Origin of the sequence: Haladaptatus sp. DYSN1, from assembly GCF_029489995.1 — an archaeon.
Classification (GTDB): Archaea; Halobacteriota; Halobacteria; order Halobacteriales; family Halococcaceae; genus QDMS2.
In genome coordinates, this window is the sequence record NZ_CP120470.1 from 1394713 (window position 1) to 1410929 (window position 16217).

A 16217-nucleotide genomic window follows, 5' to 3' on the forward strand; every position below is an offset into this window, starting at 1 on the left:
GTCGTGGGCTTCCGCTCGAATCATATCAGTCCGTCGTCGGAATGAGCACCGCACCCACGCCGAAGACGACGACCGCGAGCACCGTGAGGACGACGAACGATTCTATCCACGCTGTCGGCCCACCACTTACAGGCCCGTAGGTCACAGCGCGGACGCCGCGGGCGAAGTAGGTGAGCGGCGAGAGTTCCATCGCCGGGCGGAACCATTCGGGCAGCAAGTCGGGCGTGATGAACGTCTCAGAGAGGAACAACAGCGGCAGGGCAATCGCGTTGCTCGCCGCGATGACGCCGTCCTGAGACCCGGCGGTGCTGCCGAGAATCGCCCCGAGGCCACAGAACAGGGCGACGCCGACGACGAGGAACGGCAGGATGACCGGCGAGAGGATGATGTCCGCGCCCGTCGTGAGCAGAATGATGCCGAGCAACAGCAACGCGGCAATCCCGATGATGACGACGTTCACGAGCGTCTGGCCCGCAAGCCACTCCCACCGTCTGAGGGGGGTCGTCGCCAGTTTCTCGAACCGGTTGCCTTCGCGGTGACGAGCGACTTCGCTCCCCACCCGCGAAAGGGGCGTAAACAGCACGACGACGGCGAGATAGCCGGGGACGTAGTAGCCCGCGGGTTCCGCGAACAGGCCGCCACCGGTTGGTTGCGTCTGGACGAGCGCGCCGAAGATGAGCACGAGCAGTGCCGGGAAGAAGAACGTGAAGAACACGGCCGTCCGACGACGGGTGAACGAGCGCCACGCGGCGACGAACTCCGCGGCGACGCGACTCGGTGGACTCATCGCGCTGCCTCCGGTTCTGCAAGGGCATCGTCGTCGGCGAACGAGGACCCGGTGAGCCTGAGGTAGACGTCTTCGAGCGTTGGCTGGCTCCACGAGAGCGCGTCGTAGGTCACGCCGCGGGCTTCGAGGGCGGCCACCACCTCGCCGATTTGCTCAGGCGGCACGTCGAAGATGGTGAGCGAATGCTCACTCGCCTCGACGCGGTAGCCCGTCCCCGCGAGGTCTGCGGTCTGGGCGCTCGTCTCGAAGGTCAGGCGACTCTCGCCGCCGTAGTCTGCGACGAGTTCGTTGGGCGGGCCGACCTCCACAAGTTTGCCCGCAGAGAGCAGGCCGACGCGGTCGGCGAGGCGGTGGGCCTCCTCCATGTAGTGGGTCGTGAGAAAGAGCGTCGTCCCGGAGGCGACGAGGTCTTCGAGCAGGCCCCAGATGGCTCGTCTGCCGGCGGGGTCGATGCCCGTCGTCGGTTCGTCGAGGAACAGCAGGTCCGGGTCGTTTACGAGCGCGATGGCGACGCAGGTGCGTCGTTGTTGGCCCCCCGAGAGCTTTTCGTACCAGGTGTCGGCCGACTCTTCGAGGCCGACGAGCGAGAGCAGGTCGTCTGGGTCGTTGCCTTCCTCGTAGAGGCCGGCGTAATAGTGGAGCAGTTCGCGGGGCGTGAGGCGCTCTGGGGGATCGAACGACTGGGGGAGCAGGCCGATGCGAGCGCGGTCTGCCTCGGCCGGTGGGTCGCCGAAGACGGAGATGGTTCCCTCGGCGTCGGTCGTCCCCGTCAACGCCCGGACGAGGGTGGTCTTGCCCGCGCCGTTCGGGCCGATGAGCGCGAACACTTCGCCGTCTGCGACGGTCAGCGAAACGCCGTCGAGGGCGACGGTGTCGCCGTATTTCCGTTGGACGTCCTCGCAGACGAGTACGTCAGTCATACATAAATGCAGACTCGTCCGGGTCGTAAGGGGTTCGGTTTCAGCGTACGTGATTGCGACACTCGCGGACGATGGCGTCCACGTCGTAGTCGTCGTCGGCCTTGTCGAAGACGACCGTGTCGTCGACCGTCACCCGGAGGACGCCGTGGTCACCCATTCTGAGGGTGAGACTGTCGAGGTGTCCTTCGAAAGAGGTGCAAATCGCGTGTTGAAGCTCCTCTGCGCGCGGGAGAAAGCCACAGGGCACGCAGTAGGTGATTTCCACGTCGGTCATGTGAAGAGGGTACGTCGCCGGACGGTTAGCTTCACCGACCGAACGGCCGCCAGTAGAGTAACCCGACGGTGACGACGAACACGGCCGTCGAGAGGCCGTAGGACTGGGCGTACACCGCGCCGGCGATGGCCGTTGAACTCCCGACGAAGCCGCTCACGATTGAGGCGAGGATGGGCCACGAACAGGAGACACACGAGAGCAGCCCGAGGATGCCCGTAATCGCCGAGCTCGCCGCGTCGATGACCGTCGCGTAGACGAGGTAGGCGAGCGCGAGGTAGCCGAGCAGATTGTACGGCATCAGCGCAAAGCGGATGGCTTCGCCGCCGTAGAGCAGCGCCGGTCCCCAACCGGGCGGAATCGAGAGCACTGCGAGGCGCAGACCCGTCGGCTGGAGGCCCGAGGCTGGACCGACGATGCCGCCTGCAATGCCGAGGACGACAAAGTAACCGACGGCGACGGCTTTTGCGAGCCGTCGGTGTTCGGGGCTCGTCGGCGCGGGTGTCGTCCGGATGAGCGCCCAGAGGGAGACGTTGATCCAGACCCACGGATAGATGTAGTACTTCAGCGACGCCAGCGTCGGCTGCGCGTCTGAAACCTGGAGGTAGGCGATGACGAGCAACAATTCGGTGTTGACGAGCAGCGCCCCCCACATCAGAGTGGACTGACGCGGACGCGGCAGGCTGAACGTGCGATTTGTGATACTCATAGGACGAGGGCGTCGACGATGATGGCGAGCAGCAACATCCCGAGGTAGGCGTTCGAGGCGTGGAACGCGCGGAATGCGGCGTCGGTCGTCCGCTCGCGGTGGAGTTTGACCACCGCCCAGAGGAACACGCCACCGAGGGCAACGGTCGTGAACGCGAACAGCCAGCCGAGCGTTGTGACCGTGCCGAGGATGCTCGCGCCGACGAGCGTCGCCGCGAGGTACCAGAGGATGTGTTTTCGCGTGAGCGCGTCACCGCGGACGACGGGCATCATCGGGAAGCCCCCGCGGGCGTAGTCGTCCTTGTACGCCAGCGCGAGGTTGTAGAAGTGCGCCGGCGTCCAGAGGAAGATGACGCCCGCGAGCGCGAGGCCCGGAAGGCCGATGTCGCCGGTGACGGCGGCCCAGCCGATGAGTGCGGGCAGTGCGCCCGCAGCCCCGCCAAGCACCGTGTTCTGAACGGTGTTCGGTTTGAGGACGAGCGTGTAGATGACGCTGTAGAACAGGATTGCGGTGAGGCCGAGGGCGGCCACGAGCAGGTTGACCTGCGCGAACACCCAGAGCGAGATGCCCGTGAGCGCGAAGCCGAAGATGAGCGCGTTGCGGACGGGCACCTGGTGGGTCGCAAGCGGGCGCTTCGAGGTGCGTTCCATCTTCTGGTCGATGTCGCGTTCGAGGACGTGGTTGAACGTCCCGCTCGCGCCAATCGAGAGGACGCCGCCCGTGAGCGTGAGAACGACGGTGCGAATGCTTAGTCCCGGGCCGGAGGCGAGCGCCATACCGGCGGCGGCGACGAGTGCGAGCAGCCACATCAGCCGCGGTTTCATGAGTTGGAAGTACGCCCAGATGGTCGCCTTCGCGCGGGCGGCGAGCGGGCGTTCTTTGAGCGGGGTGACGTGGTCGGGAGCCTGTGCTGGCTCTGGCTCCTCGCCTTCGTGTGGTTCGTTGCTGAACTGGGCCGTCTCCTCCTCTAGGGTCCAGGCGAGTGCGACGACGAGGCCGGTGAAGATGGCCATGCCGACGAGGAGGTGGGCGGTCGGCAGACTCGCGGTCGCGCCGGTCGTGGCGACGAGCGCGCCGAGGCCGATTTGCGCCGGGTAGAGCGCGGTGACGGCCGTGAGGACGAGTTTGACCCGGCGGGAGGCGGCTCCGCGGAGGCCGCGGACGACGGCGAGTAACACGAGTAAGCCGACGAGCGCGGCGACGAGACGATGGCCGAGTGCGACGACGATAGCCGGGTCAGAAAGGTCGAATCCGCCGCCACCACAGACCGGCCAGCCAGAACAGGCGGCCGCTGCGTCGGTGAGTGAGGCGGTTGCGCCGACGACCACCAGCAGGTAGACACCCATCGCTGCACCGGTGAGCAACGTGGTAAATTTTGGAGCAGTGGCGTCGGACACGATAACGTACCCTCTTACTCGGACGTTCCATGCGTGGCTATTTATTCCCCGCGCTTTCCGCGCACGGAGAGGGGAAAGTTAGGTATTTATGCCCCTCTTTCTAAGCCCAACCAAGGATGAATTACAAGCGCGTCGGATTCGGGACCCTGCTCTCCGTAGCGCTTCTTGCGTTCGTCGTCGAACCAGTGGCTGCGCAAGAAGCGACGTCGGTTACAAAGGGGCTCATCGATGGGTTGAACAGCAAACTCCTCTACGTCGCGATTCCGATTACAATTCTCACCGAGGGCATCCTCATTTACGCCGTCCTCAAGTTCCGCAAGTCGGATGAAGCGAAACCGACTCAGGAGAACCGTCGGCTCGAAATCACCTGGACCGTTGCCACCGCGATTATCCTGCTCTTCGTCGGTGTCGCCTCCTACCAGGTGCTTGGCAACGAGTTCGTCACCGCCCCAGAAGACGCAGCCGAGAACATCGAGGAAGAGAACGCTGTGGTGGTCGAAGTCACCGCACAGAAGTACTTCTGGACGTTCCACTATCCACAACACGGGGTGAACGCTTCGGACACGATGGTCATCCCATCCGACCGCCCGGTGTATCTAAAGATAACCTCTACAGACTGGTTGCACGCCTTCCACGTGCCGGAGTTGGGCCTCAAGCAGGACGCCTTCCCCGGTGAGACCCACACCATCAAGACGAAGGTGAACCCGTCCGGTGAGGGCACCTACCAGCTCTACTGTGCTGAGTATTGTGGCGTCGGTCACTCCGCGATGCTCGGTGAAGTGAACGTCACCGACGGCGAGACCTACGACGCGTGGATTCAACAACAGCAACAGAGCGCAGAAGAAGCGCCAGCCGGTAACAACAACACGACGTCTGGCGGCAACAACACCACGGCGGGCGGCAACAACACGACGGCCGCGAGCAACAACTCCACGGCCAAACTCGCCGCGTGACTTCTCCCACGACTGCAGTCGTGGGCTTTCTCTTTGATTTTCTGTAACCACACCTCTTCTCTCTGTTTTCATCCGCAGTGAGCCAGCGGCCCGGTTAGCCTGCTCGTCGGATCGCCTGTGCGACCGTCTCTCTGTAATCGATAACTCCGGCCCCACCCTCGGTCTTCGCCGTCGTTGCCGCTTCGAAATCGCGTTTGAGCGTCTCTGGAGTAGCTTCCGGGAACCGTTCGAGATACCGTGCGGCGAGTCCGGCCACCGTCGGAGCAGCCACCGACGTGCCGGAGGCTTTGACCCACTGGCCCGCGAGGTCGATACCCATCTTCGTCCGGCCTGCCTGCGCGAGGCGCGCGTCCACGCCGATGGCGAGGACGTCCGGGTTGTCCCGACCGGGCGTGGTCGCAGAAAACGAGGCGCGTTCGCTGTCCATCGTACACGCGCCGACGCTCAGGGTGCGCTTGGCTGTCGCCGGACTGCCGTTGCGCGCCGCTGAACTGCCCGCGGCGACCACGTCGCGGATTCCAGCGTCGAGTAGGTGTTCGTGGATGCGGTCGAGGGCGGGCGACCGACGCTCTGTCCCCCAGGACATGACGACCACGTCGTAGGCCGACCGGTTTTTGTGGAGCCACTCGTAGGCGCGGAGGACGGTGTCAGTACGGGTGCGCCCGCGCTGGCCGAAGATGCGAAGCGAGACGAGGTCGGCATTTGGCGCGAGGCGAGCCAACTGTCCGCAAACGGCGGTTCCATGGCCGATTGCGTCGCCGCCCCCTTCCTCGGTCACGTCCACCTCGCGCATCGCTGTCTCGTCGAAGACGGGATGGCTCGGGTCCACACCCGAATCGAGGACGACGACCGTGACGCCGTCGCCGGTCGAACCGTTGCGGGGAATCGAATGGACTTGCCTGATGTCTTCGATGGTCGCGAGCGAGGATTTTTCCTCGTTCACGAAGGCGGGTTCGTAGGGCACGCGAACCAGCAGGTTCTCCTCGACGCGGTTTACGCGGTCGTCCGCACGCAGCTGTCTGAAGCCCCCGGGAGTTGCGCCGACGTGGACCGCGCTCCCGGCTTCGCCGAACTCGTAGGTTTCGTGGACGGTACAGTCTAAGCCGTCGAGGACTGCAGGTTCGTCGAGGTAGCAGAGCTTATCAATCATCGTCACAGAGAACCACAGCTAATAATTCCTGTGTCAAACTGTTAAGGATTATTCACGATTCCTGGAATGTCTCGATGTTCGACAGGCAGTGTCGGCAAGAGGTGCCGTCGCTCAGGCGATGGGAGGCCGAAAAAGGAGTGGGCGACTACAGGGAGTACACCGCGCCGACGTACAGCACGACGACGAGGAAGACCCACACTGCGTCGACGAAGTGCCAGTACATCGAGGCCGTCGAGACGGAGACGTGGCGCTCTGCTGAGTACTGCCCTTTGAGTGCGCGGACGAACACGATGCCGAGAAGGACAGCTCCCATCGAAACGTGGAGGCCGTGAAGGCCCGTCAGGCCGAAGAAGGCGCTCGCGAACACGCCCTCGGTGAGCGTGAAGCCTTCAACGACGATGAACTCGTAGTACTCGTACACCTGCCCGAACAGGAAGACGATACCCAGGAGTAGCGTCGCGGCGAGCAACTGGATGAATCGCGTCCGGTTGCCCTTCCGGAGGGCGACGTGTGAGTAGTGGAGTGTGATACTGCTGAGAATCAGCAGGATGGTGTTCCCGATGACGAGTGCACCGAGGAACCCGTGAGGTATGTGTTCTGGCGGCCACGCGCCTGCACGGATGAAGAAGTAGTACACGAACCCGGCACCGAAGGTTGCGACTTCAGACCCGAGGAACGTGACCATTCCGAGGCGCAGGCCTTTGCTGTGGGAACCGCCTTCCCAGAAGTTCACGACGAAGGCGTGGTACAGCCAGCCGTAGAGGCCGGCGAGGAAGAGGAAAGTACTGGCGATGAACACCGCCGGCCCGGCCATCGGGTCGACGAGTGCGTCTTCACCCCGACCGAGCACGAACAGGCCCGCGCCGGTGTACAGCCCAGCACCACCAAGGGCGGTGATAAACGGCCACCAACTCGCCTCACCGAACCCGCGTGGCCAGTCCTCGACCGCGGGGAGGTGGTGGTGACCACCGTGGTCATCCGATGCGTCTTCTACGCTCATGGTCGGACGTTTACAGTGGAATACTAAAAACCCTCCCAACCGCGTTTGCCAGGAAGTGCTTTCGGAAGGTACACGTTCGTGCCACGACTACCGCCGGACAATGAGCGACCGAGCCCCCCTGAGAGGTCGCAGATGGCTCCGCCGTGTTACGGTTATTCTCCTCGTGTCCGCGCTCGCAACCGGCCGCGCACTCGCCCACGGTGGGAGTCTGCGCTCTGCCACCCCCGAGGAACTCGCCATTCCGACGTGGCTCTTTCTCATGACCGGCGGCGGCGTCATCGGCGCGTCGTTCCTGCTAGCGAGTTTCGTCACGAACCGCGGGTTCATCGACGCAGTCCACGAATGGCACCGACTCCTCTCGGTCCCCCGCGAGACGGTGTTCGCCCTCGTCCTCAAACTCGTCGGCGTCGTCGGCCTCGGCGCGGTGCTCTACTTCGGACTCTTCGGTCCACAGTTCCCCCTCAGCAATCTCGCAATCCTGACCGTCTGGGTCGGCTGGTGGGCTGGGTACACCATCTCCGTCTACCTCCTCGGGAACACCTGGGAGGCAGTGAACCCGTGGCGCACCCTCGCGGAGGCATTGCCCGCACTCGATGCGCCGTACCCCGAGAGTCTCGGCGCGTGGCCGAGCGTCGCCGGCCTGCTCGCACTCGTTTGGCTCGAAGTCGTGAGTCCGCTCGCAGACCAGGCCGACTTGCTCGCTACGGTGGTGCTCGCTTACACCGTCGTCACGCTCACCGGAGCCGTCGTCTACGGTCCCGAGACGTGGTTTTCGACTGTCGACCCCGTCTCGCGGGTGTTTCGGTACTACGGGCGGGTCGCCCCCTTCAAGCGCACGAAAGATGGGCTCAGCTTCCGCCTTCCCGGGGCCGCTCTCTCCGAGACGCGCTTCGTCACCGGCCCGGACGAGATCGCCTTCGTCATCGCGATTCTCTGGGTCACCACGTACGACGGACTCGTCACCACGCCCGCGTGGGTGGACTTCGCGACGTGGCTCGTCGGCCTCGGCGTGCCCGCAGTCATCCTCTACCCGGCCGCCATCCTCGCCGGGTTCGCCCTGTTCCTCGGAGCCTACCGCCTCGCGACGACGAAAAGCATCGAGTACGCGGAGACGTATTTGCCACCGCGTACGCTCGCGAACCGATTCGCCCCGTCGCTGCTCGCCATCGCCGCCGGCTACCACCTCGCGCACTTCCTCGGTTACTTTCTCTCGCTGTCGCCCGCGCTGGTGACCGTCGCGGCCTCCCCCTTCTCGCCCCCACCGGACGTGCCCGTCCTCCCGCTTCCGTCGTGGTTCGGCGGCGTCAACCTCACGTTCGTCCTGCTTGGCCACCTCGGGGCCATCTGGGTAGCCCACGCCACCGCCTACGACCTGTTCCCGTCACGATTGCAGGCCGTGCGCAGCCAGTACCCCTACATCGCCGTGATGATGTTCTACACCATGGTCAGCCTCTGGATCGTCGCAGAACCAGTCCTCACTCCCCCGTTCGTATGACCGACGAAGCACCCACCTCGTGTCCGTACTGTGACCAGCGATTCGCCCGCGAACAGTGGCAGGCATTGCACCTCGGCCTCGAACACGACGGCAAGCTGACCCCCGCAGAGCGTGAGGCGGTCGAGACCGCTCGCGACGAAGAGGAAGCCGACCTCCGAACGTTCCGATTGAAGGCGCTCGCCGCCCTCGTGTTCCTCTACTTCGGCTTCCTGTTCGCCTATTCGCTGTTCGCCTGAGTGGCGTTCCGATGCCCCTTTCTATCGCCACTCCCTAGTCGCGTCCATGGACGAACAAGCGGGATTGAGCGACCAGTACAGCCGGGCCAGTCCGTGGCCGGTGTTCGTCGCCCTCGGCCTCGCCATCTCCGAGGTCGGCATCGTCATGGCGTTGTTTCCTCTCGCTGTCGGCGGCCTCCTGTTGTTTGCAGGGAGCGTGACCGGCATCCTGCAAGAATCCGACCACATCGAGACGCCGTGGCCCCTCCTCTCGGGTATCGGCGTGTTCCTCCTCGTCGTTGGGGCTGGCCTCGTGCTCTCACAGACCGCCGGACTCTCGCTCGACGCCGTCGTCGCCGCACTCGAAGCGATGAACGGCCTCGTCTTCCGTGGCCTGTCGATTCTTCTCTCGGGGGCCATCCTCGCCATCGGTGGTGTCGTCGGCGCGGTCGCAGAACCCGCTCGTCTCTGAACGCCGAACCAACAATCTATTTATTCCGGTGGCCGTAGCATCCCCCAACGATGGCAACACCGCTCTTCGACCGGGATACGTGGCTCGACCTCACGGTGAACATGATTCCGATGGGAATCATCCTGTTCTTCATCATCGGGTTCGCCATTTTCAACCCGTGGGGGTTCAACCTCGAGAAATCGAGCCTTCAGTACGGCCTCCTCCTCATCCCCTTCATCTCGATGGGTATCCTCACCTACTACGCCGGCAAGGCGATTTCGACCGGTGAGCGTGAAATCGAACAGAACGAGAACATGGAAAATCCGTACGAGACCCACTGAGCAGTCCACAGGGCCCTCGTTTCGACGATTTTTTGCCCGCTGAGTGACGCGTCTCGAACTGCCCCTAATATCACCCCTCACGAATGGGGCTGAGCGCCGCCAATTTGCGACCTATTTTGCCGGGAAAACCGGCCGCCGCGGGGACGGAACCTAACCATTCTTTACCCTGTGGTTCCGAGGGGCGAGCATGGCGAATGGACAGTTAGCACTGACGGTGTTGATGGGGGTATTCCTCATCGCCGTCGCTGCCTGGCTCTCGCGCGTCGAGGACTGGCGCTCGTACGCTCCGCTGTCGGGTGGCGGGGGCTACAGACGAGAGACAGGCACCGCTCACGAGGAGAAGCCTGCGGGACTTATCCGCTGGCTGACCACGGTTGACCACAAAGATATCGGCATCCTCTACGGACTCTACGGGATTATTGCGTTCGTCTGGGGTGGCCTCGCGGTCCTGCTCATGCGTATCGAGCTCGCGGCACCCGCACAGGACCTCATCGAGCCAACCCTCTACAACGGGCTGCTCACGAGTCACGGTATTACGATGTTGTTCCTGTTCGGGACGCCGATGATTGCGGCGTTCTCGAACTACTTCATCCCGCTGCTCATCGGGGCAGACGACATGGCGTTCCCACGCATCAACGCCATCGCCTTCTGGCTCCTGCCACCGGCGGCACTCCTCATCTGGGCTGGCTTCTTCCTCGACCCACTCACGGGCGGGCAAATTCAGGCCGCCCAGACCAGCTGGACGATGTACACGCCGCTGTCTGCTGAACAGGCAAACCCCGGCGTGGACCTGATGTTGTTGGGACTGCACCTTTCCGGGGTTTCTGCCACCATGGGTGCCATCAACTTCATCGTCACCATCTTCACAGAACGCGGAAGCAAGGTCAACTGGGCTAACCTCGACATCTTCTCGTGGACCATCCTGACCCAGTCCGGCCTCGTGCTCTTCGCATTCCCACTGCTCGGCAGCGCTATCGTGATGCTCCTGCTCGACCGGAACTTCGCGACGACGTTCTTCACTGTCGGCGGCGGGTCGCCCATCCTCTGGCAGCACCTGTTCTGGTTCTTCGGCCACCCCGAGGTGTACATCCTCGTGCTGCCGCCGATGGGACTGGTCAGCTACATCCTGCCAAAGTTCGCGGGCCGGAAACTGTTCGGCTTCAAGTTCGTCGTCTACTCGACGCTCGCCATCGGCGTCCTCTCGTTCGGCGTCTGGGCCCACCACATGTTCTCTACGGGTATCGACCCACGTCTGCGGGCCTCGTTCATGGCCGTCTCGCTCGCCATCGCGATACCGAGTGCAGTCAAGACGTTCAACTGGATTACGACCCTCTGGAACGGGAAGCTCCGGCTTACCGCCCCGATGCTGTTCTGTATCGGGTTCATCTCGAACTTCATCATCGGCGGCGTGACCGGCGTGTTCCTCGCCTCGATTCCGGTGGACCTCGTGCTCCACGACACCTACTACGTCGTTGGTCACTTCCACTACATCGTGATGGGCGTCATCGGCTTCGGCCTCTTTGGCGCGCTCTACTACTGGTTCCCAATCGTCACCGGTCGGATGTACCAGCGCACGCTCGCGAAGTGGCACTTCTGGCTCGTCATGATCGGGACGAACCTGACGTTCTTCGGCATGCTCATCCTCGGCTACCTCGGCATGCCGCGTCGCTACGCGACCTACGACTTCAACCCGGCTATCACGCCGATGGAGGCCATCACGGCACTCCACCAGATTGCGACCCTCGGCGCGTTCCTCATCGCTGTCGGGACGCTCATCTTCGTCTGGAACGTCGTCAGTTCCTGGATGGAAGGGCCGGTCTTGGAGAACGCAGACCCGTGGGACTTAGAAGAAACCAACCAGTTCGGTCACGAGTGGGTCTGGCACCGCAACCGCCTCAACCGCTCGCTCATCGCCGCGGACGGCGGTGAAGAAGAAGTCGCTACCGACGGCGGCGAAGTCGAAGACGAATAGGCCGTTTTTGCGGGTCGATTTTTCTGTGTGCTCTCGTCGTGAGCGACGCGTTCGCGGTCAGTCGAAAACAGAAGTCTGAGCGCCCGCAGCGACTCAGAACAGGACGAGGATGAAGCCGCCGAGGAACATTAGCGAGGCGATTGCACCGAGAATGAGCATCAACAGCTCTTTGTCGGACATACGTGCGGTTGGCACCGCGAGGTCAAAAGGCTAATCGTCGGCGATTCCTAACTCCCGGTATGGCACAGACGCAGGGGCTCACCCGCGGTCGGCGCGTCGTCCTCACCATCTACGTCATCGTCGTCGCCATCGCGGCCCTCACCGGCCTCATCCTCGGGACGTTCGTGAGCGGCGACATCCTCGCACCGAAATTTCTCGGCATCATTCCGTTCCCGCCGACCCCGCTCGGCCTTGCCGCCTACGGCGGATTGACGCTCGCCGTGGTGCTCGGCGTCGTCCTCGGGCTGGTTATCTACGTTTCAGACCGGTATGTGGAGTAGGGGTGTCTCTACGGATTTGATTTCTAACGCAGTTACAGTAGGTCTGACTCCGTGAACAGAATGAAAATGCCCATCAAGACGTTCACGAACCCAACGAATTGATAGAACATGGTGCCAGAATCGGTTAATGGGTCATGTTTCATTAGTGGTCCGTAAGACCACGCCAGTAATCGCTGTGGGTTGTACATCGAAATACTCCCGAGAGTAATGAACGCAAGCGAGACGATGAGGAAGAACACGGTAATCAATAACTACTCGGAGAGGATGCAAATAAGTGTTAGACTCGGAAAAGAAAACTAATTAGCCTTATCCCTGCCCGACCATCGAGTCTTGGTCGTCCCACTCCTGCTTGCGCAGTTCGTACTTCTGGACCTTGCCGGTCGCCGTCGTCGGCAGTTCGTCGACGAACTCGACATTGTGGACGACTTTGTAGCCTGCGAGGCGTTCTCGGCAGAAGTCCTCGATGTCTTCGAGCGTGATACCCGGGTTGTTAATATCGCCGTTTGCGGGCACGATGAACGCCTTCGGCGTTTCGCCCCACTTGTCGCTCGGCGCGGGAATCACGGCCACGTCGGCGATGGCGTCGTGGTCGAACAGGGTGTCTTCGAGTTCGATAGAGGAGATGTTCTCCCCGCCGGAGATGATGATGTCCTTCTTGCGGTCCTGAATCGAAATCATGCCGTGTTCGTCCACGATCGCGAGGTCGCCCATGTGGTAGTAGCCCTCGACGCGGTCGTTGAAGGCTTCGTGCGTTTCCTGCTCTTTGTTCCAGTACCCTTCCATGACCTGATTCCCGTTCACGACGACCTCTCCTAGGGTTTCGTTGTCCCACGGCACGTCCTCGCCGTCTGCGTCCACGACGCGAATCTCCGTGCCGAGGTAGCCAATGCCTTGGCGCTTCTTGAATCGGAAGCGGCCGTCGTCATCGTCGTCGAAGAAACTCCTGAAGTCGGAGGTAGTGATGAGCGGTCCGGTCTCCGTCGCGCCGTAGACGTGCATCAGATACCAGCCGAACTCGTCTTCGACCACTCTGAGTGTCGCCTCGGGGGGCGCACTGCCGGCGGTGGCGACGCGTACGTCGCTGTCCCCAATCGTCTGTGGCGTGGCCTCGTCGTAGTGTTCCATCAGCAAGTTGAGCACCGTCGGTGCGGCACACATGTAGGAAACGTCCTCTGCGACGACCGTGTCGAAGATTCCCTCTGCGTCGATGCCGCGGGTACAGATGTGGCGCGCCCCGATGCCGGTGACCGCGAAGATGTGTCCCCAGCCGTTTGCGTGGAACATTGGCAGCGTCCAGAGGTACACGTCCTCGTCGGTAATGCGCTGTTGTTGGGTGATGAGGTAGGCGTGGAGCGTCTCACAGCGATGGGTGCGCATGACGCCTTTCGGGTCGCCCGTCGTCCCGGAGGTGTAGTTGATGGTGATAACTTCGTCTTCAGCCATCTCCGGGCGCTCGTAGTCGGTCGACTCTGCGACCACGTCGTCGAACTCTTCCCAGTCGCCCTCGACTGCAGCCGCGTCGTTCGTGATGAAGATTTCCGTCGGGATGTCGTCACGAATCTGCTCGATTTGTGGAACGTACTCGTAGTCGGCGTAGATGGCCTTGACGCCGGCGTCGTTCATGATGTACTCGAACTCCCGGGGGACGAGGCGGTAGTTGAGCGGCGTGTGAACCGCGCCGATTTGCATGCTGCCGTAGGCGGCTTCGAGGTGGTAGTGGGTGTTGGGGTCGAGCACTGCCACCCGGTCGCCTTTCTCCACACCGCGGGCCTGGAGGGCCGCAGAAAAGCCGTCTGCGCGCTCACCGATTTCGTCGTAGGTCAGTCGCTCCCCAGTGGTCGCGATGACCCCTTCTTTGTCGCCGTAATAGGTCCGAGCTCTGTCCAAAAACTCGGTGACGAGTAGCGGTTTTTCCATGTATCATGATAAACTTGGTAAAATGGACCATAGGTTTTTCGCCATCGGCAGATGTTAAGTCTTACCAGCAGGCGAGATTACTCCAAGAAAAAAGAGGAACCGAAATTTGTGCTCAGTTCGACTTGAGCTGGTCGCGAATCTTCTCCGGGACGGATGGGTCACGGAGCGTCGTCGTGTTCCCGAGTTCCTCGTCGTTCGAGATGTTTTCGAGGAGGCGACGCATGATTTTCCCAGAGCGCGTCTTCGGGAGGTCCTCGACGAACAGGACGTTCGCCGGACGAGCGAATTTGCCGATTTCGTCTTCCACTGCCCCGACGATGCGCTGTCGGACGTCGTCGCTGGCTTCGACGCCCTCACGCAGGATGACGTACACGTCTGGCACTTCGCCCTTCTGGGCATCTTTTTTCGAGACGACGGCGGCCTCGGCGACGTCCTCGACTTCTGCCACGGCGCTCTCCAGTTCCATCGTCCCGAGGCGGTGGCCCGCGACGTTCATCACGTCGTCTAAGCGTCCGAGGATGCGGAAGTAGCCGTCGCGTTCGTGGACTGCGCCGTCCCCGGCCTTGTACGTCCAGTCGCGCCAGTCGTCGGAATCGGTGTCGGAGAAGTCTTCCCAGTAGGTCGAGATGAAGCGGTCGTCGTCGCCGTACACCGTCTGGAGCATTCCCGGCCATGGCCGGGTGATGACGAGGTTGCCCGCCTGTCCCGTCGCGGGTTCGAGTGGGTCGCCCTTGTCGTCGACCAGGCCCGGTTTGATGCCCGGGCACCCGACGCCCGCGCTACCGGGTTTCATGTCTTTCAGCGCCGGCAGGTTGGTGATGAGGTGGCCGCCCGTCTCGGTCTGCCACCAGGTGTCCACGATGACGGCCTCCTCCTTGCCGACGTGTTTGTAGTACCAGAGCCACGCTTCCGGTTGAATCGGCTCGCCGACCGTCGTCATGTGACGGAACGAGAAGTCGTAGTCTTCTAAGTACTGTTCGCCCCACTTCATGAACATCCGCACCGCCGTCGGTGAGGTGTGGAAGATGTCTACGTCGTACTTCTCTGCGAGTTCCCACGTCCGTCCCTTGTGCGGGAAGTCAGGTGCGCCCTCGTACATGACGCTGGTCGTCCCGAGCGCGAGCGGCCCGTAGACGATGTAGGTGTGGCCCGTAATCCAGCCGATGTCCGCCATACACCAGTAGGTGTCCTCGGGTTTGATGTCGAGGACGTACTTCGAGGTGCCCGCGGCATAGGCGAGATACCCACCCGTGCGGTGTTGACAGCCTTTCGGTTGGCCGGTCGTCCCCGAGGTGTACATCAAGAACAGGGGGTCTTCTGCATCCCGGGAGACGGGGTCTACGCGTGCCCCCTTGTAGTCCGGGAGCATGTCCTCGACTCGGAGGTCTCTGCCTTCTTCGAGTTCCACGTCCGGGTGCAGGTCCTCGTCGCGCGTCCAGACGAGGACGTTCTCGACGTCGTGGTCTGCGAGGGACATCGCCTCGTCTGCCTTCTGCTTGTGGTTGAGCAGTTCGCCGCGGCGATAGTAGCCGTCGATGGTGACGACGTAGTCAGAGTTGGCGTCGTCGACGCGGTCTGCAAGTGCCTGTGCGGAGAAGCCGGCGAACACCTCGCTGTGGGGTGCGCCGATGCGGGCAAGTGCGAGCATCGTCACCGGCAGCGCCGGCACCATCGGCATGTGGAGGGTGACGATGTCGCCTTCTTCGACGCCAACGTCTCGCAGCAGTGCGGCGAACTCGTTTACCTCGCGGTAGAGGTCCTGATACGAGATGTTTCGCTGTTCGCCGTCTTCGCCCTCCCAGAGTAGCGCCGTCTGGTTCTTTCGCTCGTCCAGATGGCGGTCGATGCAGTTGTACGAGGCGTTCAGCTTCCCGCCCGTGAACCACTCGAAAAATGGCGGGTTGCTCCCGTCGAACACCTGGTCCCAGTGGGTGTCCCAGTCGAGCAACGCCGCGTACTCGGCGAACGCCTCCGGATAGCCCTCCTCGAACCGGTCGTAAATCCCCGGGTCGGTCTGGTTCGCCTGCCCCACGAACTTCGGAGAGGGTCGGAAGTAGTCCTGCTCTCTCAGTCGTGCCTCGAGTGTCTGTTGAGAATCGTTAGCCATATGTTGACACCGTTCATCCCAAATTAGGTACA

16 protein-coding genes are annotated in these 16217 nt (G+C 62.6%); 7 read left to right on the forward strand and 9 right to left on the reverse strand.

The window, feature by feature from the left end:
• Nucleotides 1-25: 25 nt before the first annotated feature.
• The 5 genes from P0648_RS07545 to P0648_RS07565 are packed head-to-tail and all read right to left on the reverse strand — an operon-like array spanning nt 26 to nt 4033.
• Nucleotides 26-787, reverse strand: a complete 762-nt coding sequence (locus tag P0648_RS07545) for an ABC transporter permease (protein WP_277505801.1) — start codon at nt 785-787, stop codon at nt 26-28.
• Entirely contained in the window at nt 784-1707 is a 924-nt protein-coding gene (locus tag P0648_RS07550; RefSeq protein WP_277505802.1) for an ABC transporter ATP-binding protein, read from the reverse strand. The genes P0648_RS07545 and P0648_RS07550 overlap by 4 nt, the downstream gene beginning before the upstream one ends.
• Before the next feature lie 40 nt (nt 1708-1747).
• The gene (locus P0648_RS07555) at nt 1748-1981 is read right to left on the reverse strand and encodes an Rdx family protein (RefSeq protein WP_276247875.1); all 234 of its coding nucleotides are present in this window, start codon (nt 1979-1981) and stop codon (nt 1748-1750) included.
• A gap of 31 nt (nt 1982-2012) precedes the next feature.
• Nucleotides 2013-2687, reverse strand: a complete 675-nt coding sequence (locus P0648_RS07560; RefSeq protein ID WP_276247874.1) for a hypothetical protein — start codon at nt 2685-2687, stop codon at nt 2013-2015.
• Nucleotides 2684-4033, reverse strand: a complete 1350-nt coding sequence (locus P0648_RS07565) for a heme o synthase (RefSeq protein ID WP_277505865.1) — start codon at nt 4031-4033, stop codon at nt 2684-2686. Before P0648_RS07565 ends, P0648_RS07560 begins: the two co-directional genes overlap by 4 nt.
• A 167-nt stretch (nt 4034-4200) precedes the next feature.
• Between P0648_RS07565 and coxB the strand changes: the two genes are divergently transcribed.
• Nucleotides 4201-5037 carry a cytochrome c oxidase subunit II gene (coxB, locus tag P0648_RS07570; protein WP_276247873.1) on the forward strand — a complete coding sequence of 279 codons (837 nt, stop codon included), beginning with the start codon at nt 4201-4203 and terminating at the stop codon, nt 5035-5037.
• 94 nt (nt 5038-5131) lie between these two features.
• Here the strand turns inward: coxB and P0648_RS07575 are convergent, their stop codons facing one another.
• Both P0648_RS07575 and P0648_RS07580 read right to left on the reverse strand, forming a co-directional pair.
• Complete coding sequence (locus P0648_RS07575) at nt 5132-6187, reverse strand: S8 family serine peptidase (protein ID WP_276247872.1); 1056 nt, start codon at nt 6185-6187, stop codon at nt 5132-5134.
• Nucleotides 6188-6332: 145 nt separating this feature from the next.
• Nucleotides 6333-7187: a heme-copper oxidase subunit III gene (locus P0648_RS07580; protein WP_276247871.1), complete on the reverse strand. Its 855-nt coding sequence runs from the start codon at nt 7185-7187 to the stop codon at nt 6333-6335.
• Between the two features lie 100 nt (nt 7188-7287).
• On the opposite strand from P0648_RS07580, the gene P0648_RS07585 reads away from it, so the two are divergent.
• The 6 genes from P0648_RS07585 to P0648_RS07610 all read left to right on the forward strand — a co-directional run bounded on the left by P0648_RS07585 (nt 7288) and on the right by P0648_RS07610 (nt 12161).
• Entirely contained in the window at nt 7288-8682 is a 1395-nt protein-coding gene (locus P0648_RS07585; protein WP_277505804.1) for a hypothetical protein, read from the forward strand.
• Nucleotides 8679-8918: a C2H2-type zinc finger protein gene (locus P0648_RS07590; protein WP_276247869.1), complete on the forward strand. Its 240-nt coding sequence runs from the start codon at nt 8679-8681 to the stop codon at nt 8916-8918. Before P0648_RS07585 ends, P0648_RS07590 begins: the two co-directional genes overlap by 4 nt.
• Before the next feature lie 46 nt (nt 8919-8964).
• On the forward strand, nt 8965-9369 hold the full coding sequence (locus P0648_RS07595) for a cox cluster protein (protein ID WP_276247868.1): 405 nt from the start codon (nt 8965-8967) through the stop codon (nt 9367-9369).
• Between the two features lie 50 nt (nt 9370-9419).
• Nucleotides 9420-9689, forward strand: a complete 270-nt coding sequence (locus P0648_RS07600; protein WP_276247867.1) for a DUF6684 family protein — start codon at nt 9420-9422, stop codon at nt 9687-9689.
• Nucleotides 9690-9876: 187 nt separating this feature from the next.
• Nucleotides 9877-11661 (forward strand): cytochrome c oxidase subunit I, encoded by a 1785-nt coding sequence (gene ctaD, locus P0648_RS07605; RefSeq protein ID WP_276247866.1) that lies wholly within the window; start codon nt 9877-9879, stop codon nt 11659-11661.
• Between the two features lie 239 nt (nt 11662-11900).
• Nucleotides 11901-12161, forward strand: a complete 261-nt coding sequence (locus tag P0648_RS07610; RefSeq protein ID WP_276247865.1) for a cox cluster protein — start codon at nt 11901-11903, stop codon at nt 12159-12161.
• A 306-nt stretch (nt 12162-12467) separates the two neighbouring features.
• Here P0648_RS07610 and P0648_RS07615 read toward each other — a convergent pair whose 3' ends face one another.
• Together P0648_RS07615 and acs are read right to left on the reverse strand one after the other, a co-directional pair.
• Nucleotides 12468-14078 (reverse strand): long-chain-fatty-acid--CoA ligase, encoded by a 1611-nt coding sequence (locus tag P0648_RS07615; protein ID WP_277505805.1) that lies wholly within the window; start codon nt 14076-14078, stop codon nt 12468-12470.
• A 112-nt stretch (nt 14079-14190) separates the two neighbouring features.
• The gene (gene acs, locus P0648_RS07620) at nt 14191-16185 is read right to left on the reverse strand and encodes an acetate--CoA ligase (RefSeq protein ID WP_276247863.1); all 1995 of its coding nucleotides are present in this window, start codon (nt 16183-16185) and stop codon (nt 14191-14193) included.
• Between the last annotated feature and the right edge of the window lie 32 nt (nt 16186-16217).